This window comes from Denitratimonas tolerans (assembly GCF_037203605.1).
GTDB classification, from domain to species: domain Bacteria; phylum Pseudomonadota; class Gammaproteobacteria; order Xanthomonadales; family Xanthomonadaceae; genus Denitratimonas; species Denitratimonas tolerans.
Genome location: NZ_JBBDHC010000001.1, coordinates 157,558 through 178,601, shown reverse-complemented (window position 1 = coordinate 178,601; position 21,044 = coordinate 157,558). Strand labels below are relative to the sequence as shown.

The window sequence follows — 21,044 nt, the reverse complement described above, 5'->3', positions numbered from 1 at the left end:
GTCAGTCCGCCGCCCAGCTGTCCAGATCGCCTTCGCGGAAAGCGCCCATCTTGCGCTTTTGCAGGCGGCCATCGGCACCGATCAGCACCGAATAGGGCAGCACGCCGCGCACGTTGCCCAGCAGCGCCGAGCTGTCGCCGGGGCCGGATTCTTCCAGGAACACCGGGAAGCCGACCGGGTGGCGGGCGAGGAAATCCGCAGCGGCGTCCGGATCGTCCAGCGCGATGCCGATCACCTGTACCCCGTCCGGGTTCTGCGCGGTGGCGAAGGCGTCGAGCAGCGGCATTTCCTCGATGCACGGCGGGCACCAGCTCGCCCAGTAGTTGATGAGCATCGGGCGCCCTTGCACCGCGAGGCTGTGCGCCGCGCCATCGAGGCGGCTCACCGGCAGCGCCGGCACGGCCTCGCCCGGGCCGATCACCGCGCGGCCGTCCGGCAGCGTCGGCCCCTGCCCGAACACGTGGCGCACCACCCACTGGCCGGCGTCGCTGCCCAGCAGTACCGACGGGCCGAAGGCCAGCGCCGCCGCACCCAGACCCGCCATGGCACCGACGAGGCCGAGCACGCCCACCAGCAGCACCTGTTTCCAGGGCGTCACGGTGCGCCCAGGGCGGCTTCCACCGCGTCGAAGGTCAGCACCGTCGGCAGTACCACGTCCTCGTGCCCCGGACGGATCACGACGTAGAGCGGCACGCCGACCGCGCCGTGGGATTCCAGGAAGGCGGTGATGGCCGGATCCACGCGCGTCCAGTCGCCCTTCATGTAGACCGCGTCGCGCGCCGCAAGGCTCTGGCGGAAGGTGTCGCTGTCCAGAACGCGCTTTTCATTGGCCTTGCAGGTCACACACCAGTCGGCGGTCATGTTGACGAAAACGGTGCGGCCGTCGTCGCGCAGGGCATCGAGCGTCTGCGCCGAATAGGCCACCGAGCCATTGCCGGTTTCGGCCACCGCACCCGGCGGCTCCATCTGCGGGATGCGCCACAGCGGCCACAGCGCGACCAGCAGCAGTACGACCGCAGCGACGCGCCCCGCGACGCTGCCGCCCCAGCGCGACTTTTCCCAGCGCCACAGCGCCAGCGCCAGCACCACGATGCCGGCCAGCGCGTAGGCCGATGCATCCACGCCGTGCTGCTTGCCCAGCACCCACAGCAGCCACACTGCGGTGAGGTACATCGGGAAGGCGAGCACCTGCTTGAGGGTTTCCATCCACGCGCCGGGGCGGGGCAGGCGCTGCGCCAGTGCCGGCACGAAGCCGATCGCAAGGAAAGGCAGCGCCAGTCCCAGACCCAGCGCCAGGAATACCGAGATCGCGACCGCCGTGGGCGACACGAAGGCGAACGCCAGCGCGCCGCCCATCAAGGGCGCGGTGCAGGGACTGGCCACCACCACGGCCAGGACGCCGGTGAAGAAATCCCCGGCCGGGCCGCTTTTGCCGGCGAGGTTCTGGCCGAGGCCGGCCCAGCCCGAGCCGATCGAGAACACGCCCGAAAGGCTCAGGCCGATGGCGGCCATCAGATAGGCCAGCGCACCCACGACCAGCGGCTGCTGCAGCTGGAAGCCCCAGCCCAGCGCCAGCCCGAGATGACGCAGGGCCAGCGCCGCCGCGCCCAGCAGCGCGAAGCTCAGCAGCACGCCGGCGGTGTACCAGAGCGCATGCGCCCGCGCCTTGCCGGCGCTTTCACCGCTTTGCGCCAGCGACAGGGCCTTGAGCGAAAGCACCGGTAGCACGCAGGGCATCAGGTTGAGGATGAGGCCGCCGCCCAGCGCAAACAGCAGGGCCTTGAGCCAGCGCGCGACGCCGAAGGGCGCGGAAGCGTCTGCATCGGGTGCGGCGAGCGAGACGAGTTGGTCGGCGGCGGCCGCCGGCAGGTCGAGCGTCACCTGCCGCGTCATCGGCGGATAGCAGATGCCGTCGTTCTGGCAGCCCTGGAAGGTGGCTTCGAGCGTGATCGGGCCGGCGTCGGCGCGGCTGCGGCGCAGCCCCAGCGGCAGCTCGATCTGGTCGAAGTAGACGATGACATCGCCGAAGTGCTCGTCCTGGTGCTGCGTGCCTGTTGGCCAGCGCGGCGTGGCAAGCTGCACGCCATCGGCATCGAGCAGGCGGAATTCGGAGCGGTCGCGGTAGAGATAGTAGCCCGGCGCCGGGGTGAAGCGCAGCAGCAGCTCGGTCGGCGAGTTGGCGATGGCCTCGAAGCGGAAGGCCTGATCCTCCGGCAGCGGCATCGCATCGGTACCCAGCGCATCGGCCGCCGGGGCAAGCGGATTCGCCAGCCCGCCGATGGCAAGCCCGGAAGACACCGGCGATGATCCGGTCGCGCCCGGCAGGCCGCTGAAACCGCCGGCCCCGGGCAGCGCCGCGGCAACCTGCACCGTCACTTCGCGCGACTGCGGCGGGTAGCAGATGCCGGCATCGGCACAGCCCTGGTACTTCACCCGGAAGCGCTGTGCGCCGCCATCGAGGCCCGACAGCGTGGCGCTGACCGCGCTGCGCCAGGTTTCCACATCGCCGAAGAACTCGTCGTGATGCGGCGTGCCGCGCGGCACCTCCAGTGCGCCGGCGGCACCGCTGTCATCCAGCGCCTGCACCGAGAAACGGTGCCGGTAGAGGTAGTAGCCCTCGGCGATGGTGAAGTCGAAGCGCGCGCTGCCCGGATCGCCCGCGCGCGCATCCAGCGCGAAGGCCTCGTCGACCGGCAGCAGGTCGGACTCGTCGAAGGCGTGCGCCGCGCCGGCGGAGAAGAGCGCCAGCAGCGTCAGCGCGCAGAAGTGAAGAAGGTGTCGTGTCATGGAAAATCGTCGTCAGCGGCCGCACCTGCCGCGGGCGGCGAGGTTTCCTCGTCGATCCACGCCAGGTAGCGGTCCAGTCCGGAACCGGCTTGGACAGCCAGGATCTCCGGGAGTTCATAAGGGTGGCGCGCAAGGATGTGGCGTTCCACCTCGTCCAGCCGTGCCGCCTGCGTCTTGATCAGCAGCTGCACCTCGTCCGAGCACTCGATCTCCCCCTGCCAGCGATAGATCGATTCCACGCCCGGAATCAGGCTCACGCAGGCCGCCAGCCGGGATTCCACCAGCGATCGCGCCAGCGTGCGGGCGCTGGCGAGGTCGGGGCAGGTGCAAAGCAGGAGGGTTGCGGTCATGGGGTGAGAAGGATGGTGGGCCCACCAGGACTCGAACCTGGAACCAAAGGATTATGAGTTCGTCGCCAACGCGCTATGCCTAGGAAAATCAAGCATAGGGGAGCGTAAGCTACAGAACAAAAAAGTAAGCTGCGACAGTAGTTTAGCGCAGCTTGGCGAAGGTCGGCAAAACTAAGCTCTGTGCCGCTGGAGTACCGCCATCCGAGGCGTTCTTGAACCCGTGGGCAGTTATGGCGACGGCTCCCACGGATTGATGATAGTCACTCCCGTAGGCTTGAAATCGGCCACGTTGCGCGTTACCACCGTCATGCCGTGCACCAGCGCCGTCGCCGCGATGAGCGCGTCACGCTCGCCGCGCTTGTCCGGCACATGCAGTCGAGCGCAGCGCTGCGCCACAGCGGTATCGATAGGCAACGTTCGCCCGGAGAACTCGGGTAGTACGTGTTGCTCCAGCCACGCGCGCAGCATGGCCCCCTGGGTAGTGTCTTTGCGTTCAATCGACAGAACGCCGAGCTCCAACTCCATGATGGTGATGGCCGATACGAAGAGGTCGGCGGCATCGACGCTTTCCGTCCATGCCGCCACATTCCCATCGGCCTTGCCAAGCCGCACCTTGCGCAGCTCGGACAGCACGTTGGTATCGAGCACATACATCATGAGAGATCAGCCGGCCGGGCTCCAATGGTCACGCGCGGTGGCTCGAACTCGATGTCCGCAACACCCGGCATCGCCAGCGCGTCGGCAATGTTGCGCCGCTGCTTTGTCAACCGCTGATAGTCCTCGAAGCTGAGCAGCACGTGCGCGGGCTTGCCGCGATCCGTGATGAACACCGGGCCGCTCTTGGTGGCCTTCTTTGCTCGCGTCACGTCCTGGTTCAACTCTCGACTGGATAGGGTCGTGATGGTCATAGAGCACCTCCAGCATCAATAATAGTAGGTACGTTACTACAATTCTGATCGAAGGGCAAGTGGGCCTCTCTCTCGTTTCGTGTGGATGAGTTTCACGCCGGGTCCGGCTGAGCCGGGTGGTGCCATGGGTTCCGGGGCAGATGACGAAGCTTCGAGCAGATCAGGTAGGAGACGGTGAGCAGGTGCCTGTCCGTACCATAGCCTCGCGCTCTCGCCTTGGCCGCCTGGATGCGTCCATTCATCGCCTCGGCAAAGCCGTTGCTGAGCCCCGAGCGGAAGTGCTCGACGATGCCTTCGAGATGTGTCCTTGGCGATCAGTTCCGGTGTCAGCGCGGCCAGCGAATACTTGCCCAGGTTCTGCATCAACGGCTTCGCGTGTCTCGCGTCGCTGTCGGCCGATGCCGGGCGCTTGGTTGGGGAGACCTCGGAAAGATAGCGCTTGAGCGCGTCCTCGATGGTCATGCGCTCGGACGGCGCACGTTGGATATAGACGCCGCGCACCATTTCGTCTTCGGTGCGCCGCGCCCAATCCTCGGCGTCGCGTTTGGTGCGGAAGGTCTTGGCTGTGGCCGGCCATCCCGTCTTGCGGATGAGCGCTTTCCACGTGCCTGAGGGTGTCTTGACGATGGTCGCCATTCGGTTGCTCCAGAACAGGGCTCGTGTACCGCCACTGTACCGACGCGCCAGCGCAAGCAAAGATGGTGGGCCCAGCAGGACTTGAACCTGCAACCAACGGATTATGAGTCCGCTGCTCTAACCAATTGAGCTATAGGCCCTTTTTGCTTTTTTGATGGGGCGGAAGGGTGGCCGCCCCGCTCAATTTTGTCTCGCCGTTCTGACCTCGATCAGTGGATTATGAGTCCTCTGCTCTGACCGTTGAGCCATAGGCCCGCGTGAACGGGGCATTGTCGCAGGAACGGGCCGATGCCGGTGCGCTAGTCCGCCGGGACGCAGCGTTCGCGCGCCCAGTCGCGCAGCCACTGCACCTGCTCGGCCATGATCACCGACAGCGGGCGGGTCTGGGCGAGGGCAGTGTGGATGCGTTCGGTGGTGAGCTTCGCACCGTCGGCGTGGGCGTCGTAGAGCGCGCTGACGATGGCCTGTTCGATCTCGGCCCCGGAAAACCCGTCGCTGGCCGCCGCCAGTTCAGTCAGATCGAAGCGCCCGATCTCCTGCTCGCGGCGCGCGAGGTGGATGCGGAAGGCGTCGCGGCGTGCGGCATCGTCCGGAAGATCGACGAAGAACACTTCGTCGAAGCGGCCCTTGCGCAGGAACTCCGGTGGCAGGCGGCGCACGTCGTTGGCGGTGGCGACGATGAATACCGCCGCGCGACGTTCGCTCATCCAGGTGAGCAGGGTGCCGAGCACGCGGCGCGACACGCCGTCGTCGCTGTCCGAGGTGGCCAGGCCCTTCTCGATCTCGTCGCACCACAGTACGCACGGCGCCATGGCTTCGGCGGTGGCGAGCGCCTGGCGCAGGTTGCGTTCGGTCTCGCCGTGGAACTTGTTGTAGAGCGCGCCGAAGTCCAGCCGCAGCAAGGGTACGCCGAAGCCGCCGGCGCAGGCCTTGGCGGCGAGCGATTTGCCCGCGCCCTGCACGCCCAGCAGCAGCATGCCGCGCGGGCGGTCCAGGCCCTTGGGCGGAACGTCCGCCACGAACACCGGGCGACGCTGCTCCACCCAGCGCTTGAGACGGCCGAGGCCGGCGATTTCGTCCATGCGCGCCACGTCCGGCTCCAGCGTGATGACGCCGCCGCGCCCGAGCAGCTCGAACCGTGCGCGCTGCGCGCGCTCGACGTCGCCCGGGCCGATCAGCCCGTCGTGGTAGATCAGGTCGCGCGCGATGCGGCGCGCGTCGAGCAGCGGCAGTCCGCGCAGGTGGCGCAGCACCGCGCGCTGCGCCGCGGCGTCCACTTCCACCCGCCGCCCGCCGTTTTCGCGCGAATAGGCGAACACCTCGTCGCGCAGCATCTTCGCCAGCGCGGCGTCGTCGGGCAGGCGCATGGAAAAGCGCGTGGCCAGCGGCTCCAGCTCCGGCGGCAGCTCGATCTTCGCGCCGATCAGCACCACGGTCTGCTTCGACGCGCCCTGGCCCAGCACGATCTCGCGCAGCATCCGCACGCTCATCGCGTAGCGCAGGTAGGGCGAGAAATCGAGCAGCAGCCAGATGCCGCGCGCTTCCTCGCGCCGCATCACGTCGAGCACGGCGCTCGAGTCGGTGGCTGCCGGCAGGAACGGGTCGTCCAGGTCCAGGCGCTTGAGGCCTTCGGTGATCGACCAGCGCCACAGCGGCCGGAACAGTTCGGCCACGACGTGGCGGAAGGCGTCCAGCAGCAGCGCCTCCTCGTTGGTCTCGATCAGGAGCAGCGGGGTGCCGGCGCGGATGCGGACCGCAAGGTCGCGGGGATCGAACATCGGGTTTCCACGGGAATCGGTTGGGGACGGCCGAACGCCTGCGCCACGGGGCGAGAACGCTGCGGTGACGGTGTATTCTGCCAAGTCGTGACCTTCTCGGCTGGATTCCGCGCATGTCCCTGTTCCGCTCCACCCTCGCTGCCGTGCTGCTCACGGCCCTGCCGCTGGCCTGCGCTTACGCCGCGCCGCAAAAATCCGGCCAGCGTGCGCCGGCCCAGGCCGCGCACCTGGACGCCGGCGGCGAACGCCTGCTGCTCGTCGCGCCCGACCTGGCGCGGCTCAAGGCCCAGGATGCGGTCAACGATCTCAAGACCGGCGTGCCGCTGCGCTACGGGCGGGTGCTGCCGGCGCGCTTCGATCTGGCCGCCGATACCGGCCCGGGGCGATGGGAAAGCGCTGCCGACGGACGCCTGACCTGGCGGCTGGAAGTGGCCGGCAAGGGCGCGCACAGCCTGGAGTTCGCCTTCTCGCGCTTCCGCCTGCCGCCGGGTGCCAGCCTGTCGATCCACGCCCGCGACGGCAGCGTGGCGCTGCCGCTTTTGACCGATGCCGACAACCCGGCCAGTGGCGTCTTGCATACCGCCATGCTGGCCAGCGACGCGGCGGTACTGGAACTGACCCTGCCGGCCGCGCGCCGCGCGACGCTCGAACTGGCGCTCAGGAGCGTGTCCTGGGGCTACCGCGATCCCTTCGCCGCGGCGCGCGCCAAGTCGGGCAGCTGCAACGTGGACACGGCGTGCCCGGAAGGCGACGCCTGGCGCAACCAGATCGCCTCGGTGGCCGGCTATTCCTTCAGCTCCAGCAGCAGCAGCCTGTACTGCACCGGTACGCTGGTGGCCACGGGAAGCGCCGCGCAGGACACCGCCAAGCCGCGCCTGGCTACCGCCTACCACTGCATTTCCACCGCGCAGGAGGCGGCCAGCGCGGTGTTCTACTGGGGCTTCGAAAGCCCCACCTGCCGCGCGCCCGGCAGCGCCGAAAACGGCTCGCCGCTGCCGGCCACCACCGCCTCGCGCGCCATCCAGACCGGCGGCGCGCAGCTCCTGTCCACCAATCAGGCCACCGACTTCACCGCGCTGGAGCTCAATGCGCCGGTGCCGGCAGCGGCGATGGCCTACTACAGCGGCTGGGACCGCAGCGGCATCGTGCCCAACGGCGCGGTCGGCATCCACCACGCCAACGGCAACGAAAAGCGCATCGTCTTCAACGACGATCCGCTCACCCCGATGCGCAACTGCATCGTCAGCGGCGGTGATCCGGACACGCACTGGCGCGTGGACCAGTGGGAGCTGGGCACCACCGAGATCGGCTCCTCGGGCTCGGGCCTCTGGAATCCGTCCAACGGCCATTTGATCGGCGTGCTGTCCGGCGGCAACGCAGGCTGCGCCAATCCCTCCGGTTACGACTGCTACGGGCGGCTCAGTTCGGCTTGGGAAGTTCCGAGCGACACCGGCACCTCGATTCGCGCGGCCTTCGACCGCAGCGGCGGCAACCCGGAAACCATGCCGGGCAAGTCGAGCTGCGACGCGCCGGTGGTGACGTTGGCCTCTTCCGCTTTCAGCGCCGCGCCCGCCGCCGGCGCGCGCTTCGAGCTGCGTGCCAGCGCCCAGGGCGGTGCCGGCGGCTACACCTATCTGTGGGACGCCGACGGCGATGGGGTATACGAGCGCAGCGGCAGCAGCAGCCAAATCCGCGTGTCCTTCCCGACCCGGCGCCAGCTCAACGTCCGGGTGCAGGTGCGCGATGCGCAGGGCTGCATCGGCGTGGCCTCGCGCGCGCTGGACGTGGTGGCACCGGTGATCGAGGCGGTGTCGGTCGGGACGCCGGCGCTGGTCTGCGGCAACGATCGCGCCGGCATCGACCCGGGCGAGCGCTACACCGTACCGGTCACGCTGCGCAACGTCGGCAGCGCCGCGCTTGCGGCCGGCGCGCGCGCGCTGTTCGCGCCGGTGGGCCTGATGACCCTGGATGTCGGCCCGAACGCCTTCGGCTATGTCGGCACCCGCGACTGCGACTACGGCTTCATCGACCTGGCCGTCGGAAGCGGTGCGACCGCGCCGCTGGCCACCGCGGTCGCCGACGGCAATCCCTACGGAGACCTGGACGATGCGCGCACCCCGGACATCGCGCTGGGCGGCAGCGGCATCACCCTGTACGGAGTGACGTACTCGAAGGCGGTGATGTCGACCAACGGCTATGTCTCCTTCGATACCGGCGATACCGGCGCGGACGCCGACCCGATCTGCGGCGGCGGTGAACTTCCGGCGGGGGCCGGGGGCCCGCAGCTTCGCCCCTTCCACGCCGACCTGCGCGTGTTGGAGAGCCCGGGAGCGGGGCTGCGCTACCGCCGTTTCGCCCAGTGCCCGCGCGCCTCGCAGCTGGGCGGTACGCATCCCTGCCACGTGTTCCAGTGGAGCGGCATGGAAGTGCTCGACAGCGACTGGTACTTCGAGGGCGAAACCGAATTCCAGGCCATCGTCTACGAAGGCACCGGGGAAGTGGCCTACCAGTACCGCCGCGCCGCGCCCACCGACCTTCATTCCGGCGCGATCGGCCTGATCGACGCCGGCGGCGGCGACGCGCTGGCCCTGGCCTGCCCGCAGGCGACCCGCACCGTGCCCGCGGCCGGCAGCGCGATGTGCGCCTTCGCGCCCGGCGCGCAGCCGGCCTCGGAATCGCCGCTGCGGCTGGAATCGGCGGCGATCGTGCTGCCGCAGATCGCCGCCGGCCAGAGCGCCACGGTGAACCTGCCGGTCAAGATCCGCGATGACGCCGCCTGCGGCGCGCCGCTGCGGCTGGATTACCTGGCTACCGCGACGGTCAACGCGCACAGCGCGCGCGGCAGCCGCCTCGCGGCGGGAACGGTGGCGTCCGGCTGCCAGGCGGTGAGCCAGTGCGGCGCGCCGATCGCCGCCGTGCGCCTGCGCAGCGGGGACATCAGCAACCCGCAGCGGTCCGGCAACGGACTGGCCCACCTCAGCGACCTGGGCGCGACCTGGTACACCGCCGACAGCTCACACCTGCCGACTTGGTACAACATCGTCGGAACCTACCGCGACAACCTGCTCGAAGCACCCCTGCTCGAAGCGCGCAACCTTGATGCGCCCGAGGGCCTGGACGTGAAGGTTGAGCAGGTCGGGCGCGCCTACGTCGCGCCGATCACGCCCACCCGCGCGCTGTTCGCCTGGCGTTTCGATGATGGCCGCGCCGGCATGGAATATCTGGAATCGACCACCGCGCTGCTGGCCCGGCCCGATCCCGACCACACCGCGCACTGGTATCCGCCCAGCCAGTCGGGCTGGGGCGTGAATGTGGAGAGCGTGCAGATCGGCGATGAGCGCCTGGACGTGGCCGCCACCTACCTTTACGACGACCGCGGCACGCCGCGCTGGACGATCAGCGAAGGCGCGATGACGCCGGGCGGCCAGCTCCTGCTGCGCAGCCATCGCCCGCACTGCCCCGGCTGCGCGCACTACGAGGACTGGGCCAGCCAGCGCCAGCCGGCCGGAAGCCTGCGCCTGCTCTGGCCCGGTGCCAGCCATGCGACCATCAGCACCGACATCACCCTGCCGCCACCGCTGCAGGGTCGATGGCAGCGCAGCAGCGTCCCCCTCGTTCCGATCCGATGAGACCCGCCATGAAACAGGACCGCCGACTGATCCTCCTGCGTCACGCACACGCGCTTCCGGCCGGGCCGGGCCAGGCCGACCGGGATCGCCCGCTGTCGGGCACCGGTGAGGCGGAGGCCGATGCCGTCGCGGCCTTCCTCGCCGAGCACGCGCCCTTCGCCCGTGTGCTGTGTTCGCCCGCGCTGCGCACCCGCCAGACCGCCGAACGCGTGATGGCGCGCACCGGCTATGCCGACACCCGCCACGACCCGCGCATCTACGAGGCCAGCGCCGGCGAATTGATCGAGGTCCTGGACGAGCACGACGCCCCGTCCATCCTGCTGGTCGGGCACAACCCGGGGCTGGAGCAGCTCGTGGCCCTGCTGTGCACCGGGCGTTCGGGCGAATACCGCGGCATGCCGCCGGCGGGCGTCGCGGTGCTGAGCCTGCCCGAGGGCGCGGCGCTGGAACCGGGCGTTGCGCGGCTGGACGCCTTCTGGTCCTCCTGACCACGCGATGCGCTGGCTCTGTATCCCTGCACTGGCTCTCGCCGTGATCTGGCCTCGCGCGTCCGCGCAGACCTGGTCCATCGACACAGGCAGGGCGAGCGCCAGCTTCAGCGTGCGCCCGGTCTGGCTCAGGCGCATCCATGGACACTTCCCGATCCTGGAAGGGGTCCTGGTGCGTGATCCGGCGCGTGACACGGTCGCGGTCGACGTGCGCATCGACGTGCGTGCGCTGCAGATGGGGCGCGCCGCCTGGGTGATCTGGGCGCAGTCGCCCGAGTTCTTCGACGTCGAGCGCCACCCGTGGATCCGCTTTCGTTCCGATCCCTTTCCCGTCAGCCAGCTGCCTGAGGGCGGGCTGATCGAAGGGCAGGCCACGCTGCGCGGCGTGACCCGACGGATCGGTTTCACCCTGGCACCGGTCGAATGCGCCGCGTTCGCCCCGGACTGCCCGATCCGGGCCGAGGGCGCGGTCAGCCGCAGCGCCTTCGCCATGGATGCGCGACGCCTGTCCCTAGGCGACAGCGTGACGCTGAGCTTCGAAGTGATGCTGATCCAGGCCCCGGACCCGATGCGATGAACCGGGTGCTGCACCTGCTGGCGTTGGCGCTGCTGGCGCTGGCGCTCACCGCCTGCATGCCCAGCCGCAAGGACATCCGCAGCGCGCGCGCCGACGCGCGCGCCCTGCAGGACACCGCCACCACCTGCGGCCTGCCGGACCGCTGCGCGCAGGAGTCGGCGCTGTACGCCCTGGGCGAGTTTGCGATGGCGCAGAGCCAGCCAGACGCCCCGCGTCACGAAGTCACGCTGCTGGAAAGTGGTGAAGACGCGCTGCTGGCGCGCATCAACCTGATCCGGGCCGCGCGATTCCGGCTCGACGTGCAGAGCTTCATCTACGCCCAGGACGACTCCGGGTTTCTCGTCCTCAGCGAACTGCTGGCAGCGGCGCGGCGCGGCGTGCGGGTGCGGGTCCTGCTCGACCAGCTCTACAGCGTCGACGACGTGGAACTGGTCGCCGCGCTGGCCAGCGCCCATGTCAACTTCGAGCTGCGCCTGTTCAACCCGACTTTCGGCAAGGCCCGCACCGGGCCATTCGAGTTCGCCGCCGGGATCCTGTGCTGCTTCACCCGCTTCAACCAGCGCATGCACAACAAGCTGCTGCTGGCCGACGGCGTCATCGGCATCACCGGCGGGCGCAACTACCAGGACCGCTACTTCGACTGGGATCCAGCCTTCAACTACCGCGATCGCGACATCCTCGTGGCCGGCCCCGCCGCCGGGCAGATGCAGGAATCCTTCAGCCGGTTCTGGCGCCATCCTCGCGCCGTGCCGGCGGCGGCGCTGCACGACGTGCGCCGCCGCCTGAGCGCGCTGGAGCGCGGCCACGCGCTCGATCCGGACACGCTGATCGCCACCGCGCAAGCACACGGACGGGTCGCGGCCATGTCCAGGGCGGCCAGCGACCCGTCCGTGATCGCCGAGCGCCTGCTCGCGCGAACCCGCTCCGTGGGCGAGGTCGAGTTCCTCTCCGACCTGCCCAACAAGACGCTGGAGCGCAATGACCCGAGCGAGCGCGACCTGTCGCTCGAACTGCTGGCGCTGTTCGAGGGCGCGCAGGACCGCATCGTGCTGCAGACGCCTTACCTCGTGTTTTCGCGCACCGCGCGGCGCAGCCTGCGTGCGCTGCACGAGCGCGAGCATCCGCCCAGGATCATCGTCTCGACCAACAGCCTGGCCTCGACCGATGCCTTCCCGGTCTATGCGCTCTCGCACAAGTACAAGCGTCGCTACCTGCGCGAGTACGGGCTGCACATCTACGAGTACAAGCCGTTTCCGGGCAGTGCGCCGCTGGACTGGCAGGATGCGCTGATCGATCTGCCGCCCGGCGCGCCGGTGCGACGCAGCTTGGGCGAGCGTGCGACCGAATCCCGCCGTGCGATCGGCTCGGGTGCCCAAGGCTCGCGCGGCAGCGCGCGGGGCGGTCGCGTTCCGCTTTCGCGCGAAGGCGTGCGCATGGGCATGCACGCCAAGTCGATCGTGATCGACGACCGCATCGGGCTGGTCGGCACGCACAACTTCGACCCGCGTTCGGATCGCCTCAACACCGAAAGCGTGGTGATCGTGCACGACCCGGCATTTGCCGCGGAGCTTGCCGAAGAGGTTCTTGCCGACACCGCGCCCGAGAACGCCTGGGTGATCGCGCCGCGCCCCAAGCCGGTGGTGCTGTCCGGGCTCAACTACAGCCTGGGCAAGGCCTTCGAGGCGCTGCCCCTGTTCGACATCTGGCCCTTCCGCTACGCCACCAGCTGGGAAATGAAGCCCGGCTGCGCGCCGGTGCCGCGCGACGACCCGAAGTTCTCCGAGTGTTACCAGCCCGTCGGCGATTTCCCCGAGGTGCAGGTGCCGCTCAAGTCGATCTACACCCGCATCCTCACCGCCTTCGGCGCGGGCCTGGCACCGATTCTCTGACGGGGCGGGAATGGGGAATCGGGAATCGGGAATGGACGGTGAGCCCGTCGCCAATCTCGGGCGGTCGTCTGCGTGGCCGCCGCGGCCGCCGCCGTACCCGCGCCTTCGATTCCCGATTCCCCATTCCCGCCCCGATTGACGCCCCGATTGACGCCTCTGCCGGGGCTTCGCTAGGCTGCCGCCTCTCCGGTCATCTTTAAGGTCAGGCCATGCCTCTGAGCATTTCGTTCGAACTGAGCGATCAGGATCTCGAGCACTTCGTCGCCGCCCAGCGCAGCGCCACGGCCGCGGCCGAAAGCAAGAGCGCCGACGAGATCATCGCCGCATCCACGCAGATGCTGGAGGGTGCGCTCAAGGCCAAGGTGCCGGACTTCGTCCAGCAGCGCCTGGCCATGCTCGACAACCTGATCGCCATGCTGCGCGACGAGGGCTGGAGCCTGCCTGACGCCGACCGCCAGCGCGTGCTTGCGGCGCTGGTCTACTTCGTCGATCCGGCCGACGTGATCCCCGATTCGGTGCCCGTGCTGGGCTACCTGGACGATGCGATCATGATCGAGCTGTGCGTGCGCGACCTCAAGCACGAGATCGATGCCTACGACGACTTTTGCGATTTCCGCGAGAGCGAGGCCGGTCGTCTGGGCCAGAGCCCATCCGAGGTCGGGCGCTGCGACTGGCTGGACGCGCGCCGCGAGGAGCTGCAGAACCGGATGCACCTGCGCCGCGAGCGCGACTTCGGCGTGGGCTACGGCAACTCCAGCGGCTATGCCAGCGGCAAGACCTACCTGAGCCGCAGCTGGCGTCCCAGCATCTTCACGATGCGCTGATGGCCGATATCTTCACCCGACGCCCGCCGCTGGCCGCGATCAACGCCAGCGGTGCCGACTCGATGGTCGCGCATCTGGGCATCACCGTCACCGAACAGGGAGAGGATTTCCTGCGCGGCACCATGCCGGTCGATCCGCGCACCCGACAGCCGTTCGGCCTGCTGCACGGCGGCGCGTCGGTCGCGCTGGCGGAGTCGCTCGGCAGCCTCGCCGGAAACCTGTGCCTGGACAATGAGGCATCGACGGCGGTGGGGTTGGAAATCTCGGCCAACCACATCCGCTCGGTCACCTCCGGCACCGTCACCGGCACGGCGCGCCCGCTGCACCTGGGGCGCAATACGCAGGTGTGGGATATCCGCATCGAAGACGAAGAAGACCGTCTGGTCTGCGTGTCGCGGCTCACCCTGGCCGTGGTGGCGCGCCGCGCAGCTTGAACGCGGGCCAACCCGTTGCGGATCGGGTTGGCGATCCAGGCAAACTCACGGCCGCCTTTGGATAGACTCCACGCTCCGAACCGTTCCGTGTCCCGATGCCTCGCCCTTCCCCGCAGTCACGCCAATCCCCAGCGCCGGGCGAACGCCTGCTGCGCCCGCTGCGCTATGCCGTTCGGGTTCCGCTGTTCACCCTGCACCTGACGCTGGGTCTGCCGCTGACCCTGCTGGCGATCAACCGCTTCACCGCGCGCTGGACGCTGGACGGCGAGCGCGTGGACCATCACGCGATCCGCTGGTGGTCGGCCACGCTGATGCGCATCTTCGGCATGCGCGTGCGGCGCGTGGGCCAGCCGCTGCGCGAAGCGCACCTGCTGGTGGCCAACCACGTTTCCTGGATCGACATCGAGCTGGTGCACAGCCAGCGCGTGGTCGGCTTCGTGGCGAAATCCGAGATCAGCCGCTGGCCGCTGGTTGGCTGGCTTGCGGGGCGTGCCGGCACCATCTACCACCAGCGCGGCAGCAACGCCTCGCTGTCGAGCGTGCTCGACCTGATGGTCGGCCGGCTCGATTCGGGCCAGGCGGTGGGTGCCTTTCCCGAAGGCGGGACCAACGGCGGTGACTCCGTGCGGACCTTCCACGCGCGCATCTTCCAGGCTGCCTTCGAGGCCCAGGTGCCGGTGCAGCCGGTGGCGCTGCGCTACGGCTCCGGAGGCAGCGCGCAGACCGTGGTGGCGTTTGCGCCGGGCGAGAACTTCCTGCGGAATTTCCTGCGCCTCCTGGGCGAGCCTTCGCGCGTGGCCGAGGTACATTTCCTGCCGGCGATCGTGCCGGGCGAGGAAGGTCGCCGCCAGGTCGCCGAAAAGGCGCGCGAGTCGATCGTCGCGGCGATGGAATCGTGAGCCTCGATCCCGCCCGGTTCCGCCCGCCCGCACCCCTGCGCAATGCCCACGTGCAGTCGGTTCTGGCGAGCAGCCGGTTTCGCAAGATTTTCACCCGCCGGGTCGCGGCCGATCTGATCGCCGGGGCGCAGGAGCTGATCCTCGACGGCGGGGAGGGCGTGCGCCTGCAGGGGTTCCTGACCCTCCAAAACCACCTGCCGCAGGCACGCGGCCTGGCGGTTCTCGTGCACGGCTGGGAGGGCTCGGTCGATTCCAGCTACATCCTGGCCACCGGCGCGCGCCTGCTCGACGCTGGATTCGACGTGTTCCGGCTGCACCTGCGCGACCATGGCGACACCCACGCGCTCAACCGCGACCTGTTCCATTCCTGCCGGATCGACGAAGTGGTGGCGGCGGTCGGCAACCTCGCGCGCCGCGTGCCGCACCGCGCGCTGTGCGTTGCCGGCTACTCGCTCGGCGGCAATTTCGCGCTGCGCGTGGCGCTGCGCGCGCCCGCGGCCGACCTCGGGCTGCGGCATGTCGCCGCGGTCTGCCCGGTGATCAGCCCGCGGGCCGGGCTGGAGGCCATCGAGGCCGCGCCCTGGTTCTACCAGCACTACTTCATGCACAAGTGGGGCCGCTCGCTGCGGCGCAAGCAGGCGATCTTCCCCGATGCCTTCCACTTCAGCGCGTCCGAGCTGCGCGCCGGCGTGCGCGGCCTCACCCGGGCGCTGGTGGATCGCTATACCGAGTTCGATTCGCTCGACGCCTACCTCGACGGCTATTCCGTCGCCGGCGATCGCCTGGCCGGGCTGCAGGTGCCGGCCAGCATCCTCACCGCGGCGGATGATCCCGTCATTCCGGTCGAGGATTTCCGCACGCTCTCCCTGCCGCCGCAGGTGCGGCTTTCGATCGCGCCCTGGGGCGGGCACTGCGGCTTCCTCGCCGGCCTGCGGCTCGACGGTCTGGCTGAAGCCTGGGTCACCGAGCAGCTCGCCGAGGCCTGTCCGGCCGATTGAGCGCAGGCACCGCCCGCCAATCGTGGCGATTCCCGGGCAATCCGGGTCGCGCGGCCCGGATTGCCGATACCCTATGCGCCTGTTTTCCCATTCGAGACTGCGCGATGAAGCTTTCCAGCCGGAGTTTCCCCCACCGCGGCCCGATTCCTCCGGAACTCGCCTTCGGACGACGCGGCGATGCGACCAATCCGATCGCGCTGTCGGACAATCGCAACCCGCACCTGGCCTGGGAAGACGCGCCTGCCGGCACGGCGTCGTTCGTGCTGTGGTGCGTGGACCCGGACGTGCCTTCGCGCGGGGACGACGTGAATCAGGCGGGGCGCATCATTCCGGCGGAGCTGCCGCGGGTGGAGTTCAGCCACTGGATCATGGTCGACATTCCCGTCGGCGTGCACGAGATCGCCGAAGGCGCGCTGAGCCATGGCATCACCGCGCGCGGCAAGCCGGCGCAGCCTGGCCCGGGTGGCGCGCGCCAGGGCGTGAACGACTACACCGGCTGGTTCGCCAACGATGCCGAGATGGCCGGCTCGTACCACGGTTACGACGGTCCCTGCCCGCCGTTCAACGACGCCATTGCGCACCGCTACTTCTTCCGCCTGTTCGCGCTCGACGTGGCGAAACTCGAGCTGCCCGAGGGCTTCACCGCCGCCCAGGCGCTGGCCGCGATGCAGGGTCACGTGCTCGACGAGGTCGCGATCTACGGCAGCTACGGCCTGAATCCGGCGCTCGACTGAGCAAACACCGCCCCGACCCCGCACCGCGGCGGCGCGATCGCCGCCCGGTGCCCGCACGAGTGCCCGCACACCGATGGACTTCCTGCAGATTCTTATCCTGGCCCTGGTGCAGGCCCTCACCGAGTTCCTGCCCGTTTCCAGCTCCGCGCACCTGGTGCTGGCCAGCGAAATGTTCGGATGGCAATACCAGGGCCTGAGCTTCGATCTGGCCCTCCACTGCGGCACCCTGATCGCGATCCTGGCCTACTTTCGCCGCGACATCGCCGAACTGGTGCGCGAGGCGCTGGCCTGGCGGCCCGGACGCCGGCTCAATCCGACCCAGCGCCTGGCGCTGGGCATCACGCTGGCAACGATCCCGGCCGGCCTCGCGGGCCTCCTCCTGGGCGATGCGGGTGCGCTGGTGCTGCGCCATCCGGTAATGATCGCGTCCAACCTGATCCTCTTCGGACTGCTGCTCTGGTTCGCCGAACGCTGGTCGCTGCGCGCGGGGCGCGCGCTGGTGGCCGAGGGTACGGGTGCGGGCGAGGCACTGGGACGCCTCTCGATCGGTCGTGCGCTGCTGATCGGCTGCGCCCAGACCCTGGCGCTGATGCCCGGCACGTCGCGCTCGGGCGCAACGATGACCGCAGGCATGCTGCTCGGGCTCGACCGCGCGCAGGCGGCGCGCTACTCCTTCCTGCTGGCCACCCCGGTCATGGTGCTGGCCACCGCCTACGGCGCGTGGGAGGCGCGCGGCGAACCGCTCGCGGGGCTGGGCGACATGGCCCTGGGCACGCTGTTTTCGGCCGTCTCGGGCTGGTTCGTGATCCGCTTTTTCCTCGGCGTGATCCGGCGCATCGGCACCGCACCCTTTGTCGCCTATCGCGTGCTGCTGGGCGTGGCGGTGCTGGGCTGGTATTTCCTGCTGCGGTAAGCGGCGATCCGCGATCCGCGATCCGCGTGCGGCGGTGTGGCCGCCGTCGCGCGGCAGCGTCAGCTGCGTTGCGCCACCGCGTCCGCAGGCGCTGTCGCCAGCACCCGCTCCAGGCCGCGCGCGATGTCGAAGAGCAGGTCGCTGTCGGCCTCGATGCCGACTGAAAGGCGCAGCAAGCCGTCGCCGATGCCGGCCGCGGCGCGCGCCTCGCTGCTCATCGCCGCGTGCGTCATCGTGGCGGGGTGGGCGATCAGGCTTTCCACGCCGCCCAGTGATTCGGCCAGGGTGAAGTACGACAGGCCGCAGAGGAAGGCGCGCACCGCTGCTTCGCTGCCCAGATCGAAGCCGATCATCGCGCCGTAGCCGCGCTGCTGGCGCGCCGCGAGCGCGTGTCCGGGATGGCCGGGCAGTCCCGGGTAGTGCACCGCCTGCACCGCCGGGTGGGCCTGGAGGAGCTGCGCGATGGACATGGCGTTTTCCTGGTGCACGCGCAGGCGCGCGTCGAGCGTGCGCAGGCCGCGCAGGGTCAGGAAGCTGTCGAACGGTGAGCCGGTGAGGCCCAGCGCGTTGGCCCACCAGGTGAGCGCGTCGTGGGTTGCGCCATCAGCGGCAACGACCGCGCCGCCGACCACGTCACTGTGGCCGTTGATGTACTTGGTGGTGGAGTGCACCACGATGTCCGCGCCCAGCGCGATCGGGTTTTGCAGCGCCGGGGAAAGGAAGGTGTTGTCGACCACCACGCGCGCGCCGACGCGGTGCGCCGCTTCCGCCACGAAGCGGATGTCGGTGATGCGCAGCAGCGGGTTGGACGGGGTTTCGATCCAGACCATCGCCGGCGCGCGCGTGAGCGCCTTGCCCAGCGCGATGGGATCGCTGAAATCGACGGTGTCCAGTACGAATTGGCCCTTGCCGGCGAGCGCGTTGAACAGCCGCCACGATCCGCCGTAGCCGTCGTGCGGAACGATGAGGCGCTCGCCCGGCTTGAGCAGCTGCAGGACGAGCGTGACGGCGGCCATGCCGGTGGATACCACCACGCCGCCGGCTCCGCCTTCCATTTCGGCCAGCGCATCGCCCAGGAGGTCGCGCGTGGGATTGCCGCTGCGGGTGTAGTCGTAGCGGCGCTTGTCGTTGAAGCCGGCGAAGCTGAAGTTGGTCGACAGCACGATGGGCGGTACCACCGCGCCATGGGTCTGGTCCGAATCGATTCCCGCGCGCACGGCGGCGGTGGCATGCCGGCGGGTGAGGAGGGCGTCGCAGCGGCTCATGCGGCAACGCTCCGACACAGGGCCGCGGTGAGGATGGCGGCAATCTGCGCCTCTTCCTTGAGGAAGGCGTCGTGGCCATACAGGGAGGAAATGCGGTGCAGCCGTGTGCTGCCGCGAATGCCCTCGGCGAGCGCGTAGAGATCGGATTCGGGCACGATCCGGTCCTCCCGCACCGCCACGATGTCGGTCGCCACGCGGATCGACGCGGGGTCGAGGTTCTGCAGGTCGATGGATTCGGACAGGCGCAGGTAGGCAGTGGGCGAGAAGCGCGCGACGAACTTCGGGCCGATGGCGTCGAAGTAGTCCTCCACCACGAAGCGCGTCGCGTCCGGACCGACCGCGGGCGCGGCGGCGAAGCGCTGCTCGAATTCGACATCGCTGCGATAGCCGATGACCGCAAGCGAACGCGCCAGCGCCAGCGCCTCGCGCACGCCGCCCTCGCTGCGGCCCAGCGCCACGATGCGGCGCTGGATCACGCGCAGCGCCGTCACCTGCGGATGCGAGCGGTGCGCCCCGCTGATCGCGATGAGTCGCCCGAGGCGCGCGCCGTGGCGCGCGGCGAACTGCAGGCCGACCATCGCGCCGTAGGACGCGCCGATGAAGGCCGTGACGCGGACGATGCCCAGGTGGTCGAGCACGGCGGCGATCGCGTCGGCCTGGTCGGCCGGATCGATGCAGGCATCGAGGCTGCCGTCGGCACCGATCCAGTCGATCGCCAGTACGCGGTGGTGGCGGGTATCGATGGCGCGCCCTTCGCCGCACTGCGCGTCCCACCAGCCCGGTTCGGCGAAGCGCGCGCCGGCTGCGACGTGGCGATGGGCCGAAATGCCGCCCTGGACCACGATGACCGGCGCGTCTTGCGCGCCCTGCAGCTCCCAGCCGATGCGCAGGCGGCGGATGCCCGCATGGCGCATCGCCAGCGTCGTATCCAGCACGTCGCGCTCGGCCATCGTCGCGGTGCCGGGCGGGAAGGCAACGATCCCGGCGTGGGCGAGTGCCGCAGGTTCGCGGGACAGGGCGGCGGTGTGAAGGCTCATCATCGTGCTCCGGTTCGTGGGCGGACCCCGTCAAGGTCCTGCGGCCCGAAAGCACGGTGTCGCAACGGTTCGCCGTCAGCGGCAAACGGTGCGACCCATCTTCCGGCCGGCGCTGCACGCCTGCCGCAGGATTTGGCACCGAGCGGCTCCGTGGCCGCGGGTTGCCCCGGCTTCAAAGGGCCTGCCCCTCCGCCGGTCTTGATGGGATTTCGGCCGCATTCTACGCGGCGCGCGATCCGTGTCAATCGCTTCATGCCGATAAAGCGATGAATTTTTCTCATAAGCGCCGATTTGCCTGCGGTTGGGGCGGCGCAGGCTAAGATGTGCCTCGCGGAGTCGGCCAGACAGTCGCGTGGCGCTTCGGCGCTGCGAGGAAAGTCCGGGCTCCACAGGGCAGGATGCCAGGTAACGCCTGGGCGGCGCGAGCCGACGGAAAGTGCAACAGAGAGCAGACCGCCGATGGCTATGCGTGCCTGACGCCGGAGGATTGGTCACCCGGGTTTTGCGAAAGCGAACGCCCTGGTGTTTCCAGGACCGCCGGTGGCGCGCATGGATCAGGCAAGGGTGAAAGGGTGCGGCAAGAGCGCACCGCGAGTCCGGCAACGGACCGGCACGGCAAACCCCATCCGGAGCAAGGCCAAATAGGGACGCAATGACACGGCCCGTGTCGCGTCCGGGTAGGCTGCTTGAGCGTATCGGTGACGGTGCGCCCAGAGGAATGACTGTCCACGACAGAACCCGGCTTATCGGCCGGCTCCGCCCTTTTCCCGCACCGATGCCCCGGCAGGCCTCGCGCCTGCCGGGGCGCTCGCGTTTGCGCAGTCCGGCGCACTTGTGCGCTGTGAGCCCCGTCGCGCTTCCGCGCCGCGCGCCGTGAACGTGAATTGATGTAAATCAT

The 21,044-nt window shown here is 69.4% G+C and carries 19 protein-coding genes, 1 tRNA gene, 1 other RNA gene and 1 riboswitch; of the genes, 11 read left to right on the top strand and 10 right to left on the bottom strand.

Annotation, left to right across the window (positions count from 1 at the left end; translation table 11 throughout):
* Window position 1: 1 nt before the first annotated feature.
* The 8 genes from WB794_RS00780 to WB794_RS00745 form a co-directional block, all read right to left on the bottom strand.
* On the bottom strand, window positions 2–598 hold the full coding sequence (locus tag WB794_RS00780; protein ID WP_337333925.1) for a TlpA family protein disulfide reductase: 597 nt from the start codon (window positions 596–598) through the stop codon (window positions 2–4).
* Window positions 595–2,787: a protein-disulfide reductase DsbD family protein gene (locus WB794_RS00775; RefSeq protein WP_337333924.1), complete on the bottom strand. Its 2,193-nt coding sequence runs from the start codon at window positions 2,785–2,787 to the stop codon at window positions 595–597. Before WB794_RS00775 ends, WB794_RS00780 begins: the two co-directional genes overlap by 4 nt.
* Window positions 2,784–3,137: a divalent-cation tolerance protein CutA gene (cutA, locus tag WB794_RS00770; RefSeq protein ID WP_337333923.1), complete on the bottom strand. Its 354-nt coding sequence runs from the start codon at window positions 3,135–3,137 to the stop codon at window positions 2,784–2,786. The genes WB794_RS00775 and cutA overlap by 4 nt, the downstream gene beginning before the upstream one ends.
* Before the next feature lie 228 nt (window positions 3,138–3,365).
* Window positions 3,366–3,794 carry a type II toxin-antitoxin system VapC family toxin gene (locus WB794_RS00765; protein ID WP_337333922.1) on the bottom strand — a complete coding sequence of 143 codons (429 nt, stop codon included), beginning with the start codon at window positions 3,792–3,794 and terminating at the stop codon, window positions 3,366–3,368.
* Complete coding sequence (locus tag WB794_RS00760) at window positions 3,791–4,045, bottom strand: type II toxin-antitoxin system Phd/YefM family antitoxin (protein ID WP_151024704.1); 255 nt, start codon at window positions 4,043–4,045, stop codon at window positions 3,791–3,793. Before WB794_RS00760 ends, WB794_RS00765 begins: the two co-directional genes overlap by 4 nt.
* A 36-nt stretch (window positions 4,046–4,081) precedes the next feature.
* Window positions 4,082–4,681, bottom strand: coding sequence for a hypothetical protein (locus WB794_RS13555; RefSeq protein ID WP_337333921.1), 600 nt, complete (start codon window positions 4,679–4,681; stop codon window positions 4,082–4,084).
* A gap of 63 nt (window positions 4,682–4,744) precedes the next feature.
* Window positions 4,745–4,821: transfer RNA gene (locus tag WB794_RS00750), tRNA-Ile, on the bottom strand.
* A gap of 159 nt (window positions 4,822–4,980) precedes the next feature.
* The gene (locus WB794_RS00745) at window positions 4,981–6,459 is read right to left on the bottom strand and encodes an AAA family ATPase (protein WP_337333920.1); all 1,479 of its coding nucleotides are present in this window, start codon (window positions 6,457–6,459) and stop codon (window positions 4,981–4,983) included.
* A 113-nt stretch (window positions 6,460–6,572) separates the two neighbouring features.
* On the opposite strand from WB794_RS00745, the gene WB794_RS00740 reads away from it, so the two are divergent.
* The 10 genes from WB794_RS00740 to WB794_RS00695 all read left to right on the top strand — a co-directional run bounded on the left by WB794_RS00740 (window position 6,573) and on the right by WB794_RS00695 (window position 17,844).
* On the top strand, window positions 6,573–10,088 hold the full coding sequence (locus WB794_RS00740; RefSeq protein ID WP_337333919.1) for a trypsin-like serine peptidase: 3,516 nt from the start codon (window positions 6,573–6,575) through the stop codon (window positions 10,086–10,088).
* A gap of 8 nt (window positions 10,089–10,096) precedes the next feature.
* Window positions 10,097–10,576, top strand: a complete 480-nt coding sequence (locus WB794_RS00735) for a SixA phosphatase family protein (protein ID WP_337333918.1) — start codon at window positions 10,097–10,099, stop codon at window positions 10,574–10,576.
* Between the two features lie 43 nt (window positions 10,577–10,619).
* Window positions 10,620–11,153 carry a YceI family protein gene (locus tag WB794_RS00730; RefSeq protein WP_337333917.1) on the top strand — a complete coding sequence of 178 codons (534 nt, stop codon included), beginning with the start codon at window positions 10,620–10,622 and terminating at the stop codon, window positions 11,151–11,153.
* A complete protein-coding gene (locus WB794_RS00725) occupies window positions 11,150–13,042 on the top strand; it encodes a phospholipase D family protein (protein ID WP_337333916.1) in 1,893 nt (630 codons plus the stop codon). The genes WB794_RS00730 and WB794_RS00725 overlap by 4 nt, the downstream gene beginning before the upstream one ends.
* Window positions 13,043–13,251: 209 nt before the next feature.
* A complete protein-coding gene (locus WB794_RS00720) occupies window positions 13,252–13,866 on the top strand; it encodes a YkvA family protein (protein WP_337333915.1) in 615 nt (204 codons plus the stop codon).
* Window positions 13,866–14,300: a hotdog fold thioesterase gene (locus WB794_RS00715; RefSeq protein ID WP_337333914.1), complete on the top strand. Its 435-nt coding sequence runs from the start codon at window positions 13,866–13,868 to the stop codon at window positions 14,298–14,300. Before WB794_RS00720 ends, WB794_RS00715 begins: the two co-directional genes overlap by 1 nt.
* A gap of 95 nt (window positions 14,301–14,395) precedes the next feature.
* A complete protein-coding gene (locus tag WB794_RS00710; protein WP_337333913.1) occupies window positions 14,396–15,199 on the top strand; it encodes a lysophospholipid acyltransferase family protein in 804 nt (267 codons plus the stop codon).
* Window positions 15,196–16,197 (top strand): YheT family hydrolase, encoded by a 1,002-nt coding sequence (locus WB794_RS00705; protein WP_337333912.1) that lies wholly within the window; start codon window positions 15,196–15,198, stop codon window positions 16,195–16,197. The genes WB794_RS00710 and WB794_RS00705 overlap by 4 nt, the downstream gene beginning before the upstream one ends.
* Before the next feature lie 104 nt (window positions 16,198–16,301).
* Window positions 16,302–16,931, top strand: a complete 630-nt coding sequence (locus tag WB794_RS00700; protein ID WP_337333911.1) for a YbhB/YbcL family Raf kinase inhibitor-like protein — start codon at window positions 16,302–16,304, stop codon at window positions 16,929–16,931.
* 73 nt (window positions 16,932–17,004) lie between these two features.
* Complete coding sequence (locus WB794_RS00695) at window positions 17,005–17,844, top strand: undecaprenyl-diphosphate phosphatase (RefSeq protein WP_337333910.1); 840 nt, start codon at window positions 17,005–17,007, stop codon at window positions 17,842–17,844.
* 59 nt (window positions 17,845–17,903) lie between these two features.
* Here the strand turns inward: WB794_RS00695 and metB are convergent, their stop codons facing one another.
* On the bottom strand, window positions 17,904–19,109 hold the full coding sequence (gene metB / locus WB794_RS00690; RefSeq protein WP_337333909.1) for a cystathionine gamma-synthase: 1,206 nt from the start codon (window positions 19,107–19,109) through the stop codon (window positions 17,904–17,906).
* On the bottom strand, window positions 19,106–20,146 hold the full coding sequence (gene metX, locus WB794_RS00685) for a homoserine O-succinyltransferase MetX (RefSeq protein ID WP_337333908.1): 1,041 nt from the start codon (window positions 20,144–20,146) through the stop codon (window positions 19,106–19,108). Before metX ends, metB begins: the two co-directional genes overlap by 4 nt.
* Before the next feature lie 92 nt (window positions 20,147–20,238).
* Window positions 20,239–20,354, bottom strand: a riboswitch (SAM riboswitch).
* A gap of 124 nt (window positions 20,355–20,478) precedes the next feature.
* Between metX and rnpB the strand changes: the two genes are divergently transcribed.
* Window positions 20,479–20,908, top strand: an RNA gene (gene rnpB / locus WB794_RS00680) — RNase P RNA component class A.
* Window positions 20,909–21,044: the final 136 nt, after the last annotated feature.